Raw genomic sequence first — 15425 nt, forward strand, 5'->3', positions numbered from 1 at the left:
CGTTCGCCCTCTGTGGTGCATGAGGGTGGTGGCGGGTGATGCCGGGGAGGTCTTCGTGCCGAGGGCAACCTCCCGCCGGGCGGCTGACGTTGGACAATGTTCCCATGCGCATTCGAGCCGTGCACCTGAACGAGTTGCCCGCCCTCCAGGACATTGAGAGGGCAGCTGGGCAGTGCTTCCGCGACGTCGGTATGCCGGAGATCGCCGATGACGAGCCGCTCTCGCTGAGCGAGCTCACCCGATACCAGCAGAACGGGCTGGCCTGGGTCGCCGTCGACGACGCAGACGTGCCGGTCGCCTACCTGCTCGCCGATCGTGTCGACGGCAACCTTCATGTCGAACAGGTCTCGGTACATCCGGACAGCGCGCGCCGCGGTATCGGACGGCTCCTGCTGGATCACCTGGCGCACTACGCCACCGGCGAGGGGATGCCGGCCCTGACTCTCACCACGTTCACCGACGTTCCGTGGAACGCCGCCTACTACACACGCTGCGGTTTCCAGCCCATGGACGACGGCGACGTCACTCCGGGCCTGCGAAGGATCCGGGAGAACGAAGCGGCGCATGGCCTGGACCGGTGGCCGCGTACCTGCATGCGCCGGCCGCTGCAACCGGCACAAGGCTCCGGCGTGCGGTAGCCGTGCACACTGCTCCGGGGAGTTGATGCCCGCGTTTCACGACCAGCGAAGGACAAAGGCTGCTGCGGATCCTCCGCAGGGGCACCGGGTCGGTGGCGACCTGGCGGCGACCCTCCTGCGGAGCCCGCGCCGCCGATGGCGTCGTCCGCTACGGCACTAGTTGCCGCTGCCCGTGGTGCGGGGGAAGGTGATCTCGACGCGGCGGTTCTTCTTGCGGCCTTCCTCGGTGCTGTTGTCGGCGATCGGGTAGTCCTCGCTGTAACCCCGGACGTCGTAGATGACGCCGGGGTTGGTGACGGTCTTGGCGAGCTCGGCCTGAACGGCGTCGGCGCGCTGTTTGGAGAGCTCCTGGCCGTGCTCGTAGCTGCCCTGGTCGTCGGTGAACCCGAAGACGCGGATGCGGGTGGCCTTCTGGGTGTTGATCTCCTGCCCGATGGCCTGGATGCGGGCTGCGGCCTGGGCGTTGAAGACGGCGCTGTTCTCGGGGAAGAGCACCTCGGACTGCAGCGCCATCATGACGGACTGGTTGGTCTCCTGCCGCCGCTGCTCGCCGCCGAGGTCCTCGACGACCTCGGCGATGTCGAGCACCTTGATCGGAGCCAGGGTCCCGCCCTGGGGGATCTTCAGCCCGGGCGAGTTCGAGTCGATGGGCACGGGCGCGGAGGCCGACGGTTCGGTGCCGGGGGGCACGGACGGCTTGACTCCGTCGGCGTGGGCGCTCGTCGCGCCGATGAAGTGGGCCCCGGCGATGACGAGACCGACAACGGCTGTGGACGCGGAGACGCGGTGGCGTTTATTCATGGGGTCACCCGGAGATTTTGATGGTGGCCGTGGCGAAGGTGGGGAGGGTGAAATCGACCTCGGTGGTCTTGGCGGGCGGGGCGGGAAACTGGGCGAAGAAGGGGATGGTTGCGCCCGCCTTTACGCGAGAGATTCCGGTTGTACACAGGCACCTGCCATCCGTGTCGCGCAGCACGTAGTACCGCTTCTTCCCGGCTCGGTCCACCAAGGTGGCGCCGGCCGTGGACTCTGAGCTGGCGGTCAGCTCCGTACCGCCCCAATTCGCAGTGCCCGTAAAATCCTTGTCTCCTGAGTTCTTGATCTGACCGCTGACGGTAAGGAAGCCACCGGCATCACGAGTGGCGGAGTTGATCACCATGGTGATGCCGCTCTCACCGTTCACCGTCGCGAGCACCTGGGTGGGTTCGGAGGTCTGACCACCGCTCGGGGCTGTTGTGGAAGCCATACCACTGGATGAGGGCGCGGACGATTTCTGAGGCTCGTTCGGCTTGTTGTCGTCGCCACTTCCACATCCGGCCAAGGCGAAGGTCATGACCGCCGCAACTGCTACGGCCACTCCCCCGCGGACCTTCACCGTGTGCCGCATGCTCATCTATGCCGCTTCCTTGTCTGTCGTTCGCTGTCAGTCGACCAGTCGCACGCTGAAGAGCGCCCTCGCCAATTGGGACAATGAGCCTGGTTTTGCCGGATCCAGCTTGAATGGCTTCCCGTTGCACACGAAGGTGACGCCTCCCACTCCGGGAGACGGCGCTGGGCTCGGCGTGATCGTGGGTGTGGGAACAGGGGCCGGTGCAGAGCTCAGAGAGCAGCGCGGTTCGATCACGGCCTTGGCCCTGGCTTCGCCGTGGATTTTTTCAGTTCCCGGGACAACCGAATCCCCCACACTGCGCTTCGTGGTCACCTTGACGGTGAATGCCGGGATGGCCGGTTCGCACTCCACGGTGGCATCGTTCCGGTCAGCGAACTCGGCAGCCTTTCGGCAGGCACCCTTGGCACTGAAGAGATCACCGTTGGCGAGCTTGCCCCAATCACCGGGCTTGAGATTGATCAGGTCGAGGCCCAGAAACACGTTGTCCCTGGCTTCTCCAGCCGCTGCCAGCGCCGCCGCGTCGGCAGCACCTTGTGCGTTGCTGCGGGTGGCGCCAGCCATTCCGACGGCGAAGTAGGCAAGCGCCGCGAAGAGCAGACCCGCCACCACAACGACGTAGATAGGGAAGGCCTGCCCCCGGTCACCCGCGCGCCTGCGTTGGCTCACTTGCCAGCTGAGATGGAGCCGACCTGATCCTTGATCTTGGTGGTGATGTCTTTGCCGATGCCCGTGCCGACGATCGCGCCGATGATCACTACGACCACCAGGATGATGCCCAGGTACTCGAACGCCGTCTGGCCTCGGTCGCTCGCGCCCTTGCCCTCGTACCGGTTTCGCATCCTCGCCAGGGTGTTCTGCAACATGGGGGTTCCCTCCCGGGCCGGTGCCGCTGTTGGTTTGCGGACCGTACGGGGAGTCACCGGTGATAACCAAGGGTCCCGGGGCCCAATTACGGACCCACTGCGCACTCCGTCTACCCATGGCCGGTCACCCCTGGACGGGCCGTTCCCAGCCAGCGGGCTATCGCCTCGCTGCGGCTCGTGCTCTGGAGCTTCGCGAAGATGCGGTTGATGTGGTTCTTGACCGTCTTCTCGCTGATGAAGCAGGCGGCCGCGATCTGCTGGTTGCTCATCCCGGAAGCGATCAGATCCATGACCTCCACCTCCCTCGAACTCAAGCCGAAGAGAACCGAGTTGTGCAGCCGCTCTGGAGACTGTGCCACAGTTCGTTGCGGTTGCGAAGAGGCTCGGAGTTCCGACAGCAGGGTGCTCGCCGCCGACGGCGTGAAGTGGGGGCGGCCCTCGCGGGCGTCTCGGACCGCGCGGACCAGGTCCTCGGGCGTGAACTCGCCGTGGACCAGGTAGCCGCCCGCGCCCAGGAGGAGCGCTTCCCGGACGATTTCCGACTCCTGGCTGTACGTCAGCATCAGTACGGGCGCCAGCTGTACGAGGTGCGGCAGCGCCGAGATGCCGTCCACGCCCGGCATCCGGACGTCCAGCAGGATCACGTCCGGGGTGTGGTGGCGGGTCAGGCCGATGGCTTCGCGGCCGTCGGACGCCTGGGCGACGACCGCGATGTCGCCCGTGGTGGCCAGCAGCGCGGCCAGTCCGGCCCGTACGACCGGGTTGTCGTCGGCGATCAGGACGCGGAGCGGCATCACGGGCTCTCTTCCGGGGTCAGGGCCGCGCGCGGGAGGTCCAGGCGGACGAGGGTGCCGGGGCGGCCCGACGGCCGGGCGCCGATGTGGAGGCGGGCACCGATCGCCGCCGCGCGCTCCGTCATGCCGAGCAGCCCGAAGTGGCCCGTGCGGCGCAGGGCGTCCGGCGGCAGGCCGCAGCCGTCGTCCTCGATCCGGAGCGTGAGGTCGGCCGCGTCCACGGCCGCCGTGACCGTCACGCGCGAGGCTCCGGCGTGGCGGCGGGCGTTCTCCAGGGCCTCCGCGGCGACCGCCAGCAGGTGGTGTGCCACCGGGGCGGGGAGGAGGGGGAACGGAAGGGCCCCCGGCGTGCGCAGCTCCGCGTCCGCCACCGCCGCGGCGCGGCGGAGTTCGCCCAGCAGGCAGACCCCCGGCGCCTCCGCGTCGCGCCGCAGGTCGGTCAGCAGCGCGCGGGATTCCGCCGCCGCCCGGCGGGCCGCGCCGGAGAGGAGGTCGGCCTGGCGGCGCAGGGCTGCCGGGTCGGTGGTGCGGGCGAGGGCGTCCGCCGTCAGGGCCAGGCCGTGCAGGGTCTTCGACACCGAGTCGTGCATCTCGCGGGCCAGGTGGTCCCGTTCGGCGCGTACCGCCTCGGCCACCGCCAGCCGGGCCCGCGTCTCCGTCAGGGCCTGGCTGGCCGAGCCGAAGCGGAAGAGCAGGTCCCGGAGGGAGGCTCCGGCCGCACCCGCCAGGAGGCAGAGCGCCGGCAGGGTCATCCCGCCGGCCACTCCGGCCACGGCGGCCACCAGGACCGCCTCCAGTGCCGCGTAGACCGCCGAGCCGCGCCATCCATGGACCAGCCCGGCCAGCAGCGGTGTGCAGAGCACGGCGAAGCCGAGGGGCGAGTCCGGCGTCGCCGTCACCAGCAGGAGAGCGCAGAACGCCATGTCCGGGGCCAGCAGCCACCGGTGGCGCAGCAGCAGCGGGCCGAAGCGCTCCCAGTCGCGGAAGAGCACGTACGAGAGCATGAACGTGAGCAGGATCGCCCCGCCCACCAGGTACATCGGGCCTCCGCGCGCCGTACGGCCCAACGCGAGCGGCGCGCCCAGGGCAATCATCACCATCCGGAACGCGAAGACCTGTCGGCACAGGGCCTGGAGGGCGTTCGACTGCAGGGAGAGGGAGGGTTCCCCCGCACGTGCCGCAGTCCGTTCCCGCACCGCGGCGGCCAGGGGGATGTGGAGGACCGCCATGGCTCACCCGCCCCCGAGCATCGCGCCGAAGTCGACGTCCGCGCCGTACACGAAGCCGCAGACCAGCAGGATCAGCGTGCCCGGCAGCATGAACATCGTCACCGCGAACGTGGCCTTCGGGACGGCCCGGGCCGCCCGCCGGCGGGCGTTCTGGGCGTCGGTGCGGCGCATGTCCTCGGCGATGGCGATGAGGGTGTCGACGATCGGGGAGCCGAGCTCCTCGCCCTGCTGGAGCGCGGTCACGAACTGCGCCACCTGCTCGGAGTCGTTGCGCCTGCGCAGTTCGTCGAAGGCCTGGCGGCGGCTGACGCCCATGTCCATCTGCTGCAGGGTGATGCGGATCTCGTCCGACCAGGGGCCCTCGTACTTGCCGGCGACGCGGTCCAGTGCCTGCCGGAAGCCGAGTCCGGCGCTGACGACGACGGCCAGTACGTCGAGGAAGTCGGGCAGGGTCCGCTCGATGTTGTCGCGGCGGATCCGGATCGCCGACCACAGGCCGGCCTCGATCCAGAACAGGCCGAAGGCGACCATCAGCAGGGCGGGTACGAGCTGGCCGTTGATCAGCATCGCGAAGGCGCCGAGGGCGCCCAGGAACCCGTACACCGCACGGCGTGCCGCGTACCTGTCGATGGTCAGGCCGGCCGGGTTGCCCGCCATGTCGATCTGGCGGCGCTTGCGGGCGACCCGGTTCGGGCCCATCAGGCGCAGGACGAGCGGCGCCCAGCGGATGCCGAGCCGGTCGACGGCCGAGCCGACGGCCGTGGTGCGGGTGGCGCCGACCTCCAGGGCGAGGGCCAGGTCGGAGGGGAGCCTGGTCTCGGCGCGGTAGAGGCGGATGCCGTGGAAGACGCCGAAGACCGACGCTCCCAGGAGTACGGCCAGCAGCAGGGCCATCATGTCCGTCGTCCCCTCACACGTCGATCTTCGAGAGGCGGCGGATCAGGACGAAGCCGACGGTGAAGAGCCCGATCGCCACCAGCACCGCCGTCTGGCCGATGAGCGCGCCGGTCATCCGGTCCAGCGCGCCCGGCATCATCAGGTTCACCAGCAGCAGCGAGCCGAGTCCGATCGCGGGCACCAGGTAGGCCGTCACCGTCACCTGGGACAGCTGGGTGCGGATCTCGCGCCGCGTCTCCTTGCGCTGCTCCAGCGTCACCGTCAGGTTGCGCAGGCTGCCGACGATCGCGCCGCCCGCCCGCGCGGACAGGACGAGGGTGGAGACGAGCACGACCAGTTCCCGGGAGGGCAGCCGCTGCGCGATCTCGCCGAGCGACTCCTCGATGGAGTGCCCGACGGCGAGGCGGTCGGCGACGCGCGAGAGCTCCTCGCCCGCCGGGGCCTCCAGCTCCTCCGCGGCTATGGCGATGGCCGTACGCAGGGCCAGCCCGGCCTGGGTGGCATTGGCCAGGATGCGGGCGAGCTCGGGGAGCTGGTTGATGAACCGCTCGGTACGGCGCGCCCGCTGCCAGTTGAGGAACGCGTTCGCCGCCCACAGGCCGATCAGGCCGGCCACCGGGCCGAAGAACGGGGCCAGGAAGCTCGCCGCGACCAGCCATGTGCCGGCGACGGACATCAGCATGTAGACGAAGAACTCGCCGGGCGTGAGGTCCAGGCCGGTCACGGCCAGCTTCACCTCGATCCGCTTGCCGAGCGCGGTCTTGCGCAGGCGCCGGTCCACGCCGGTGAAGCGGCGTCTGCGGCCCGCCGGCTCCGGTGCGCCGTCCGTGGCGAGGCGTTCGATGAGGGCGGCGCGCTGGGCGCGGCCGGCGGCGTACGCGTGGACGCCCGCGACGACGAGGACGCAGGCCAGCAGCGTGGCGCCGAGGGTGAGGAGGATGAGTGGGTTCACAGGGCTGTCCGGGTGATGCGGGTGGCGAGCTGGTCGTCGGACACGGCGACCCCGAAGGCCTGCGGGATCGGCTGGTTGTTCATGTAGAGGCGGTCCGCGATCCGGCGCGGCAGCGGGTAGTACTCGAAGTAGCCGTGGACCCGGCCGTCGGGGCCCATCGGCTGGGCGGCGAAGCGGCAGACGGTGATGATGCGGAAGGGCTCGCGGCCGTGCGAGTCGAGGATGGAGATCTCCGTGACGCGGCGCGAGCCGTCGCCGAAGCGGGTCAGTTGGACGACCACGTTCACCGCGCTGTTGATCTGGTCCTGGAGGGCCTCGAAGGGGACTTCCACTTCGGACATCGAGGCGAGGGTCTGGAGGCGCATCAGGGCGTCCTCGGCGCTGTTCGCGTGGACGGTGGCCAGGGAGCCGTCGTGGCCGGTGGACATCGCCTGGAGCATGTCGAGGGTCTCGCCGCCGCGGACCTCGCCGACGATGATGCGGTCGGGCCGCATGCGCAGGGAGTTGCGTACGAGGTCGCGGATGGTGATCCGGCCCTTGCCCTCCACGTTCGCGGGACGGGATTCGAGGCGGATGACGTGCGCCTGCTGGAGCTGGAGCTCCGCCGAGTCCTCGATGGTGATGATCCGCTCGCCCTCCGGGATCAGGCCGGAGAGGGCGTTGAGCAGCGTGGTCTTCCCGGTGCCGGTGGCCCCCGACACGATGACGTTCATCTTCGCCCGGACCAGACCGGACAGCAGCAGGAGCATCTGCTCGTCGAGCGAACCGAGGCCGATCATCTCGTGCAGGGTGAACGCGCGCGGGAAGCGGCGGATCGTGAGGGTGGCCCCGGTCAGGGAGAGCGGCGGGATGATGACGTTGACGCGCTCACCGCTGGGCAGACGGGCGTCGACCATCGGATTGGCCTCGTCCACACGGCGGTTGACGGTGGAGACGATCCGCTCGATGGTCTGCATCAGCTGGTCGTGCGAGGCGAAGCGCAGGGGCAGCTGCTCCACCCGGCCGGCGCGCTCGACGAAGATCTGGTCCGGGCCGTTGACCATGATCTCGGAGATCGACGCGTCTTCGAGGAGCGGTTCGAGCACACCGAGGCCGAGCGCCTCGTCCACGACGCGGCGGATCAGCTGCGCCCGCTCGACGGTGGACAGGACCGGCCCCTCGCGGCTGATGATGTGGCCGAGTACGCGCTCCAGGCGGGCCCGGCGTTCGGCGGGCGCGAGCGCCGACATCTCGGCGAGGTCGATCTCCTCCAGCAGCTTCGCCCGGTACGAGGAGACCAGCCGGCCGTCCTCGCGGGGGCTGTGCCGGTCGTCGGGGGCGTTGACCCGGGAACGCAAACTCATGGTCCGGTCACCTTCGGGTCGTCGTTGGGCATGATCGCCGTGGCGCTGGCCGGTTCGATGGAGAGGCCGGGCACGATGGACTTGATCGGGATCGAGACCTTCGCGGTGACCGCGGCGGGGCCCCGGTCCACGTCGACCTTCGCGTCGAGGCCGGAGCTGATGGCCGCCGTCCCCGCCGCGGACCCGGCGCCCGGCGTGCGGGCCTCGACCCGGGCGGCGGTGCGGGCCGCGGTCTCGGCCTGCTGGTGGACGTAGCCGACCCAGCCGAGCTGGATCCCGCACAGCGCGACGAACAGCAGGATGGGGATGAATCCGATGTACTCCAGGGCGACCTGGCCCCGGTCCTTGTCCGTGGAGCGCCATTTCCGGTGCCGGTTCATGTCACTCCTTCTCCTTCTCGTTCGACGAGCCGCCCACACCCGTGATGGGGGTGTCGATGTCGAGGCCCGGGAAGAGGACCGGGAGCTTGAGCTTCACGGTCGCCTTGTAGACGTGGCCCGCCTCGCCGCAGTCCACGTCCATGTTCCAGGCGTCCCCGACGTGCCGGCGGGCGGCGGCGGTGCACGCATCGCCCCCGTGCACCGCGCCCACCCGTGCCGCCTCGTCCGCCGCGTTGCCCGCCAGGGAGAACGCGTACCCGATCAGCACGCACTCCCACACCGCCGCCACGAGCAGCAGGATCAGCGGCACCATGCCGACGAACTCGACCGCCACCTGGCCGCGGTCTCCCCGGGCGGCGCGGACGGCGCGGACGGGTCTCCGCGCGGGCATGCGTCAGCCCTCCCGGCCGCGGCGCAGCCAGGGGCCCGCCGCGCCGCGGTCGCCGCCGCGCAGGCGTGCCACCGGGCCGGGGGCCCGTACCGCGAGGGCCGCGCCCGGGGTACCCGGGGCGGCGGCTTCCGCCTCCGCCGTGGACGGGGGTGACAGCAGGCCCAGTTCGCCGGCCAGCGTCCACAGGGCCTGCTTCACGGTGGAGCGGTTGTCGAGGTCCTGCACCCGACCCGCGTCCACGACCGCCTGGAGCTCCTTGAAGGCCGCCGGCACCGGGGTCCGGGTGGCCCGGGTCTTCGTGATCCTCTCGATGAGCGAGGGCTGGATCTCCGTGTGCTTGCTCCAGCGGTTGACCACCATCGCGGTGTCCTCCGCCTTGCGGACCTGGAGCCGCTCCCACATCCGGACCAGCCGTTTCGCCGCGCGTACGGAGACGACGTCCGGGGTGGTGACGAGGACCGCCACGTCCGCGGTCTCCACGGCCGCCGCGTTCGCGCCCGTCACTTGGGTGCCGCAGTCGATGACGACCAGCTCGTACCGGCTGCGCAGGGCGGCGACGACGTGCCGGGCGGCGCGTTCGTCGACCTCCTCGCCCCGTTCGCCGTCCGCCGGGGCCAGCAGCAGCGCCAGCCCCGTGCGGTCGTCGTACACCGCGTCCTGGAGCACCCGGGGCGAGATGTCCTGGATCCCGGCGAGGTCGGCGATGGAGCGCCGGAACTGCACGTCGAGGTACGAGCCGACGTCGCCGGCCTGGAGGTCCATGTCGACCAGGGCCGTACGCCGTCCCGAGGCGGCCGCGGCCAGGGCGAACTGCACGGCGGTGAAGGTGGTGCCGACGCCGCCCTTGGCCCCGCTGACGGTGACCACCTTGCCGCCGGGGCCGGCGAACACGTCGGCTCCCCGGCCCAGGTGGCGGCGTACGCCCACGGACCACTGGGCGGCGGCCTGGACGCGGGCGGCGAGCTCCTCGTAGGCGAGCGGCAGCCCGATCAGCCCGCGCGCGCCCGAGTCCATGGCGGCCGAGAACAGCGCCGGGCCGGCGTCCGAGGACAGCAGCACCACGCCCACCGCCGGGAAGCGGAGTGCGACCTCGCGGATGAGGTCGAGCGCGGGCACCGGGCCGATCCGCTCGTGGACGAGGACCACCTCGGGCAGTTCGTCGACGGACTCGGCAGCCAGCCGCCCCAGGGTGTCCAGCAGCGTGGTGGAGTCGGCGACCGGGGCGCCCGGCTCGGCGGCCGGGAGCTGGCTGAGGAGGGTGGAGATGGCGCGGGCGGCGTCCGGGTCGCCGGCCGCGGGGAGGATACGGGTGGTCATCCGGGCCTCACTTGTCCCCGTCGAGGGTGTACGTGCGGTCGCCCGCGCCGGGCGCGGAGTCGGTGCCGGGGGCCACCAGAGCCAGGCGTACGTGCTCCGCGAAGGACTCGGCGTACGCAACGCGCTGGGTGTCCTTGGTGTTCAGGGCGAAGGTGATCGGGACCGCCTCGGCGGGGCCCTTCTTGTCGCTGTCCTTGTCGAGGGCGGTGAGCTTGCCGACGTTCAGGACGCGGGCGTTGGCCACGATGATCACCGAGCGCGAGGGCTCGGTGTCCTTGGCCCCCTTGAAGGTGGCGATGATGTTGACCTTGGCCCCCGAGTAGATCTTGCCGGCCACGCCGGTCGCCGCGTCGATCATGATGGCGATCTCCTGCTCGCCGGGCTGGAGCTGCGGCTTGTCGACGAACATGTCCGCCTGGAGCAGTGAGCCCTTGCGCAGGGTGGTGAGCGCGATCTTGTCCTTGAGCTGCCCGAGGTCGGTGACGGCGGTGGCGGAAAGCCAGCGCTTGGGGATGGAGACTTCCTCGAACTGGCCCGGCGACAGCGGACTGTACGGCGCGATGTCGCCCTTGGCGCGGTAGGCGGCGACCTCGGCCCCGACCTTGGAATTGACGTCGCCGATGACCACGAGGACGCCGCCGAACGCCGCGAGGGCGCACAGGACCGACAGGAGCAGCAGGATGACGCCGCGGCGCTGGCGTGAGTTCATGGACCGTACTACCTCGCCGTTCTTCGATCGTTCGGGGCGGTCAGCGGATCGGTCTGGGGGGACCGGCAGAGGTGGAGCCGGAGAACGCGGACACCGTTCGGACCGCTCTCTCCACCGGGGGCGGTGCGGCCAGCGGGGCGGAGCAGAATCCACAGCGGTCGCCGATGAGTTCGAGGCCGCACCAGTGGCACTCCTCGCTCCGGACGGAGGCGACCAGCTGGTAGAGCACGGCCGGGTCCGGGATGGCGGCGGCGAACTCCACGAGCTTGGCCGTGGCCCACCAGAGTGGCGAGTCGGCCGGGAGCGGGTTCTCCATCACGCCCTGGACCCGCCAGGCAGGGGCCAGTTCGGCCGCCACCCAGTCGGAGGCGAGCTGGCCGCGCGCGAAGGTGAGGTGGGTGGCGAACCCGGGGCCGGGCGGCAGCCCGGTGCCCGCGCCGTGCACGCCGCCCCTGCCGGAGCCGCCGAGCCTGACCAGGTGCGGGGTCGGATGGGCCAGTACCGCGAACTGCGCGTTCGGCGACCACGAGCGGGCGTGGGCCTTGAGGCTGACGGGGACCCGGTCCAGTTTGGCGACCGAGCCCAGCAGGGCCCCCGCGTGGATGTAGTGGGACAGCAGCCGGGCCGCGGAGGCGATGACGCCGGGACTGAAGTCGCAGACGCTGAGCTGGCGCAGCTGACGCACCAGCAGAGCGGTGGCCAGCGGGGGCAGATCGATGCCGAGGAGCGCGATCCGGTCGGTTTCCAGAATGGCCCGTACCGTGTGCAGCCTCCGGACGGTCGCCGCCGGGAGCCAGGGCGGTACGACGGCCACGAGATGGCCGTGGCGCTCCAGCAGGGCGCTCGTCTCGGCGAGCGCGCCCGCCAGGTCGAGCTGTCCCGGCGGGTGCAGTACAACGGCCGGCGGCGTGTGCCGGTCGGGGGCCGGCAGCACCAGATCGGCGCTGGTGACGGCAATGGCGGTCGGCACGCGAATCCCCCTGTTCACCCCGTACGCCCCTTGTGTCGGCACGGCCGTCACGTACGCGCACCCCTGCGCGACCGCAAACGATCGGTGCCCTTCCCCCTTGCCCCAGCACCATATCCGCGTCGCCCCTGGCAGGGCAGGGCCTTGGTAATTCCCGTGTTGCGGCCCCGAGTCACAGGTGGCGGGAAACCCGGACAACCGGGATCGGACACCCGATCAGTTCAAGCCACATTGCAAAGAGCCTTGACACGGGGATTGGTCTGGACCAACTTGGGGCCAGCGCGTCGCCACTCGTCGACGGGGGCTTCCCCCACCCATGCCCCCAGGCGCGCTCCCACCCGCCCCACCACCTCCTTCACATCCCCTTCTCCCCCCACGGAGACCACGTGAACCGCATACGCACGCTCGCCCTCCTGGGCGCCGCAACCCTTGCCGCAGGCGGTCTGACCGCCCTCGCCACCGGCACCGCGCAGGCCGCCGACGTCAACGTCGCCCGTAACGGAGGCTTCGAGTCCGGCCTCGCCGACTGGACGTGCACCTCCGGGAGCGGCGCCGTCGTCTCCTCACCCGTGCACGCCGGGGCCGGCGCCCTCAAGGGCACCCCGTCGGGCCAGGACAACGCGCAGTGCAGTCAGACCGTCACGGTCAGGCCGAACTCGACGTACACGCTCAGCGAGCAGGTGCAGGGCTCGTACGTGTACCTCGGCGTGACCGGGACCGGCACGCAGGACGCGTCCACCTGGACCCCCGGCTCGGGCGGCGGCTGGCAGCAGCTGTCCACCACCTTCGCCACGGGCCCGAACACCACCCGGGTCACGGTGTGGACGCACGGCTGGTACGGGCAGCCCGCGTACGTCGTCGACGACTTCAGCGTCTTCGGCCCGGACGGGGGCGGCGGCACCGACCCCGGCCCGTCCGTCCCCGGCGCCCCGGCCGGCACCGCCGTTTCCGGCCAGAGCGCGAACGGGCTCACCCTTTCGTGGAACGCGGTCAGCGGGGCCACCGGCTATCACGTGTACCAGGACGGCGTCCGCGTCCGGACCGTGTCCGGCTCCCCCGCCCAGATCACCGGGCTCGCCGCGGCCACCTCGTACTCCTTCCAGGTGAGCGCGTACAACGCGGCGGGCGAGGGCCCGAAGTCGGCGGCGGTGACCGGCACGACGACCGGCGGCGGCAACCCGGACCCGAACCCGTCGGTGCCCAGGCACGCACTGACCGGCTACTGGCAGAACTTCAACAACGGGGCGACCGTCCAGAAGATCTCCGACGTCCCGTCCCCGTACGACATCATCGCCGTCTCCTTCGCCGACGCCACGACCACGCCCGGCGCCATCGCCTTCAACCTCGACTCGGCCGGTCTCGGCGGCTACACGGTCGCGCAGTTCAAGGCGGACATCGCTGCGAAGAAGGCGGCCGGCAAGTCGGTGGTCCTCTCCATCGGCGGCGAGAAGGGCACCATCTCGGTGAACGACCCGGCCTCCGCGAACAACCTGGCGAACTCGGCGTACGCGCTGATGCAGGAGTACGGCTTCAGCGGCATCGACATCGACCTGGAGAACGGCCTCGACCCGACCTACATGACGCAGGCGCTGCGCTCGCTGTCCGCCAAGGCCGGCCCCTCGCTCGTCCTCACGATGGCCCCGCAGACCATCGACATGCAGTCGCCGGCGGGCGGCTACTTCAAGACGGCGCTGAACATCAAGGACATCCTCACCGTCGTCAACATGCAGTACTACAACAGCGGCTCGATGAACGGCTGTGACGGCAAGGTCTACTCGCAGGGCTCGGTGGACTTCCTCACCGCGCTGGCCTGCATCCAGCTGGAGGGCGGGCTCGACCCCTCACAGGTGGGCATCGGCGTCCCGGCCTCGCCGAGCGGCGCGGGCAGCGGGTACGTCTCCCCGACCATCGTGAACAACGCCCTGGACTGCCTGGCCAGGGGCACGAACTGCGGATCGTTCAAGCCGTCGCGGACCTACCCGGGGCTGCGCGGCGCGATGACCTGGTCGACCAACTGGGACGCCAAGGCGGGTGGTGCTTGGTCCAACGCGGTGGGTCCCAAGGTTCACAGCCTGCCCTAGGCGGTACGTGTGGGGGTGGCATCCCGGCAGATTTGGCCGGATTGCAGCTCTTGACCCGGACATGCCACAAGCGCACGCTGTGCGCGTCCGCGCGGCTACCCCCACACTCCCCACCCAGGAGATCGCATGCGGCTTCACACACGACGCAGGGCCGCCGTCACGGCGGCCCTGCTCGCTCTCGCGCTCGGCGCACCCGCCTACGGCATGAGCGCGACGGCGGCCCCGCCGCCCACTCCCTCGACCGCCACCCAGGACGAGGCGATCGTCCAGTACGAGATCAAGGGACCGGCCACGGCGGCCGAGCGAACGGCCCTGCTCCGTACGGGTGTCTCCATCGACGAGGTCGACGCCCGCTCGGTCGTCGTCAGCGCCGACACCATGCAGGCCAAGGCCCTGCGGGCGCTCGGGTACAAGCTGACCGCGCTGCCCGGACCGCCGGACCGCTCCGAACGGGGCGTCGCGGCGAGCCCGATGGACTTCCCGTCCAAGGACTCGATGTACCACAACTACGCCGAGGCGAACGCGGAGATCGACCAGCGCGTCGCGCAGTACCCCTCGATCATGAGCAAGAAGGTGATCGGGAAGTCGTACCAGGGCCGGGACATCGTCGCGATCAAGATCAGCGACAACGTCGCGACCGACGAGAACGAGCCCGAGGTGCTCTTCACGCACCACCAGCACGCCCGCGAGCACCTGACCGTCGAGATGGCGCTCTACCTGCTCAAGGAGTTCGGCTCCAAGTACGGCACGGACACGCGGATCACCAACATGGTCAACTCCCGCGAGATCTGGATCGTGCCGGACCTCAACCCGGACGGCGGCGAGTACGACATCGCGACCGGCTCGTACCGCTCCTGGCGCAAGAACCGGCAGCCGAACGCGGGCTCCTCGTACGTCGGCACCGACGAGAACCGGAACTGGAACTACAAGTGGGGCTGCTGTGGCGGCTCCAGCAGCAGCAAGAGCTCCGAGACCTACCGCGGCGCGGCCGGCGAGTCGGCCCCCGAGGTGAAGGTCGTCTCGGACTTCGTCCGCAGCCGCGTGGTCGGCGGCAAGCAGCAGATCACCGCCGCCATCGACTTCCACACGTACAGCGAGCTGGTGCTGTGGCCGTTCGGGTGGACGTACGACGACACGGCGCCCGGAATGACGGCCGACGACCTCGCCGTCTACAAGACCATCGGCACGAGCATGGCCAACAGCAACGGCTACACCCCGGAGCAGTCGAGCGACCTGTACATCACGGACGGGACGATCGACGACTGGCTGTGGGGCAACCAGAAGATCTTCGCCTACACCTTCGAGATGTACCCGTCCGACACCGGCGGCGGGGGCGGCTTCTACCCGCCGGACGAGGTGATCGACCGCGAGACGGCACGCAACCGCGACGCCGTCCTGCAACTGCTGGAGAACGCGGACTGCATGTACCGCTCGATCGGCAAGCAGTCGCAGTACTGCGTCTGACGGCCGGCCG

General features: G+C 70.5%; 17 protein-coding genes. 3 read left to right on the forward strand and 14 right to left on the reverse strand.

Translation table 11 applies throughout. The annotated features are described in order from the left end of the window. The first annotated feature begins 104 nt into the window (after positions 1 to 104). The gene (locus tag ABTY04_RS13190) at positions 105 to 638 is read left to right on the forward strand and encodes a GNAT family N-acetyltransferase (RefSeq protein ID WP_352213457.1); all 534 of its coding nucleotides are present in this window, start codon (positions 105 to 107) and stop codon (positions 636 to 638) included. A 156-nt stretch (positions 639 to 794) separates the two neighbouring features. Here ABTY04_RS13190 and ABTY04_RS13195 read toward each other — a convergent pair whose 3' ends face one another. The 14 genes from ABTY04_RS13195 to ABTY04_RS13260 form a co-directional block, all read right to left on the reverse strand. Beyond that, a complete protein-coding gene (locus ABTY04_RS13195; protein ID WP_352213458.1) occupies positions 795 to 1439 on the reverse strand; it encodes an OmpA family protein in 645 nt (214 codons plus the stop codon). A 4-nt stretch (positions 1440 to 1443) separates the two neighbouring features. Beyond that, on the reverse strand, positions 1444 to 2031 hold the full coding sequence (locus ABTY04_RS13200) for a hypothetical protein (RefSeq protein ID WP_352213459.1): 588 nt from the start codon (positions 2029 to 2031) through the stop codon (positions 1444 to 1446). A 30-nt stretch (positions 2032 to 2061) separates the two neighbouring features. Beyond that, complete coding sequence (locus tag ABTY04_RS13205; protein WP_352213460.1) at positions 2062 to 2694, reverse strand: pilus assembly protein TadG-related protein; 633 nt, start codon at positions 2692 to 2694, stop codon at positions 2062 to 2064. Next, positions 2691 to 2891, reverse strand: a complete 201-nt coding sequence (locus tag ABTY04_RS13210) for a hypothetical protein (protein ID WP_352213461.1) — start codon at positions 2889 to 2891, stop codon at positions 2691 to 2693. Before ABTY04_RS13210 ends, ABTY04_RS13205 begins: the two co-directional genes overlap by 4 nt. Before the next feature lie 110 nt (positions 2892 to 3001). Beyond that, on the reverse strand, positions 3002 to 3685 hold the full coding sequence (locus tag ABTY04_RS13215) for a response regulator (RefSeq protein ID WP_352213462.1): 684 nt from the start codon (positions 3683 to 3685) through the stop codon (positions 3002 to 3004). After that, on the reverse strand, positions 3685 to 4914 hold the full coding sequence (locus ABTY04_RS13220; RefSeq protein WP_352213463.1) for a sensor histidine kinase: 1230 nt from the start codon (positions 4912 to 4914) through the stop codon (positions 3685 to 3687). Before ABTY04_RS13220 ends, ABTY04_RS13215 begins: the two co-directional genes overlap by 1 nt. 3 nt (positions 4915 to 4917) lie before the next feature. Next, entirely contained in the window at positions 4918 to 5808 is an 891-nt protein-coding gene (locus tag ABTY04_RS13225; protein ID WP_352213606.1) for a DUF5936 domain-containing protein, read from the reverse strand. Positions 5809 to 5824: 16 nt separating this feature from the next. Further along, positions 5825 to 6763 (reverse strand): type II secretion system F family protein, encoded by a 939-nt coding sequence (locus ABTY04_RS13230; RefSeq protein ID WP_352213464.1) that lies wholly within the window; start codon positions 6761 to 6763, stop codon positions 5825 to 5827. Then, positions 6760 to 8106, reverse strand: a complete 1347-nt coding sequence (locus tag ABTY04_RS13235) for a TadA family conjugal transfer-associated ATPase (protein WP_352213465.1) — start codon at positions 8104 to 8106, stop codon at positions 6760 to 6762. Before ABTY04_RS13235 ends, ABTY04_RS13230 begins: the two co-directional genes overlap by 4 nt. Next, positions 8103 to 8486, reverse strand: coding sequence for a TadE/TadG family type IV pilus assembly protein (locus tag ABTY04_RS13240; RefSeq protein ID WP_352213466.1), 384 nt, complete (start codon positions 8484 to 8486; stop codon positions 8103 to 8105). Before ABTY04_RS13240 ends, ABTY04_RS13235 begins: the two co-directional genes overlap by 4 nt. A gap of 1 nt (position 8487) precedes the next feature. Further along, the gene (locus tag ABTY04_RS13245; RefSeq protein WP_352213467.1) at positions 8488 to 8877 is read right to left on the reverse strand and encodes a TadE/TadG family type IV pilus assembly protein; all 390 of its coding nucleotides are present in this window, start codon (positions 8875 to 8877) and stop codon (positions 8488 to 8490) included. A 3-nt stretch (positions 8878 to 8880) separates the two neighbouring features. Then, on the reverse strand, positions 8881 to 10194 hold the full coding sequence (locus tag ABTY04_RS13250; protein ID WP_352213468.1) for a CpaE/TadZ family protein: 1314 nt from the start codon (positions 10192 to 10194) through the stop codon (positions 8881 to 8883). A gap of 7 nt (positions 10195 to 10201) precedes the next feature. Then, positions 10202 to 10903, reverse strand: coding sequence for a Flp pilus assembly protein CpaB (gene cpaB, locus ABTY04_RS13255; protein WP_352213469.1), 702 nt, complete (start codon positions 10901 to 10903; stop codon positions 10202 to 10204). Positions 10904 to 10943: 40 nt separating this feature from the next. After that, positions 10944 to 11873, reverse strand: coding sequence for a hypothetical protein (locus tag ABTY04_RS13260; protein WP_352213470.1), 930 nt, complete (start codon positions 11871 to 11873; stop codon positions 10944 to 10946). A 383-nt stretch (positions 11874 to 12256) separates the two neighbouring features. Here ABTY04_RS13260 and ABTY04_RS13265 point away from each other — a divergent pair, with 383 nt between their 5' ends. Continuing rightward, a complete protein-coding gene (locus ABTY04_RS13265; protein ID WP_502996626.1) occupies positions 12257 to 13951 on the forward strand; it encodes a chitinase in 1695 nt (564 codons plus the stop codon). Between the two features lie 126 nt (positions 13952 to 14077). Further along, on the forward strand, positions 14078 to 15415 hold the full coding sequence (locus ABTY04_RS13270) for a M14 family metallopeptidase (protein WP_352213471.1): 1338 nt from the start codon (positions 14078 to 14080) through the stop codon (positions 15413 to 15415). The last annotated feature ends 10 nt before the right edge of the window (positions 15416 to 15425 follow it).

Origin of the sequence: Streptomyces sp. NPDC097981 (assembly GCF_040302565.1) — a bacterium.
In the GTDB taxonomy this organism is placed as follows: domain Bacteria; phylum Actinomycetota; class Actinomycetes; order Streptomycetales; family Streptomycetaceae; genus Streptomyces.

Coding starts and splice junctions, on each gene's coding strand:
- ABTY04_RS13270 (WP_352213471.1), top strand. CDS start 14,078: ATGCGGCTTCACACACGACGCAGGGCCGCCGTCACGGCGGCCCTGCTC.
- ABTY04_RS13200 (WP_352213459.1), bottom strand. CDS start 2,031: ATGAGCATGCGGCACACGGTGAAGGTCCGCGGGGGAGTGGCCGTAGCA.
- ABTY04_RS13215 (WP_352213462.1), bottom strand. CDS start 3,685: ATGCCGCTCCGCGTCCTGATCGCCGACGACAACCCGGTCGTACGGGCC.
- ABTY04_RS13210 (WP_352213461.1), bottom strand. CDS start 2,891: ATGTTGCAGAACACCCTGGCGAGGATGCGAAACCGGTACGAGGGCAAG.
- cpaB (WP_352213469.1), bottom strand. CDS start 10,903: ATGAACTCACGCCAGCGCCGCGGCGTCATCCTGCTGCTCCTGTCGGTC.
- ABTY04_RS13220 (WP_352213463.1), bottom strand. CDS start 4,914: ATGGCGGTCCTCCACATCCCCCTGGCCGCCGCGGTGCGGGAACGGACT.
- ABTY04_RS13195 (WP_352213458.1), bottom strand. CDS start 1,439: ATGAATAAACGCCACCGCGTCTCCGCGTCCACAGCCGTTGTCGGTCTC.
- ABTY04_RS13225 (WP_352213606.1), bottom strand. CDS start 5,808: ATGGCCCTGCTGCTGGCCGTACTCCTGGGAGCGTCGGTCTTCGGCGTC.
- ABTY04_RS13245 (WP_352213467.1), bottom strand. CDS start 8,877: ATGCCCGCGCGGAGACCCGTCCGCGCCGTCCGCGCCGCCCGGGGAGAC.
- ABTY04_RS13250 (WP_352213468.1), bottom strand. CDS start 10,194: ATGACCACCCGTATCCTCCCCGCGGCCGGCGACCCGGACGCCGCCCGC.
- ABTY04_RS13190 (WP_352213457.1), top strand. CDS start 105: ATGCGCATTCGAGCCGTGCACCTGAACGAGTTGCCCGCCCTCCAGGAC.
- ABTY04_RS13235 (WP_352213465.1), bottom strand. CDS start 8,106: ATGAGTTTGCGTTCCCGGGTCAACGCCCCCGACGACCGGCACAGCCCC.
- ABTY04_RS13240 (WP_352213466.1), bottom strand. CDS start 8,486: ATGAACCGGCACCGGAAATGGCGCTCCACGGACAAGGACCGGGGCCAG.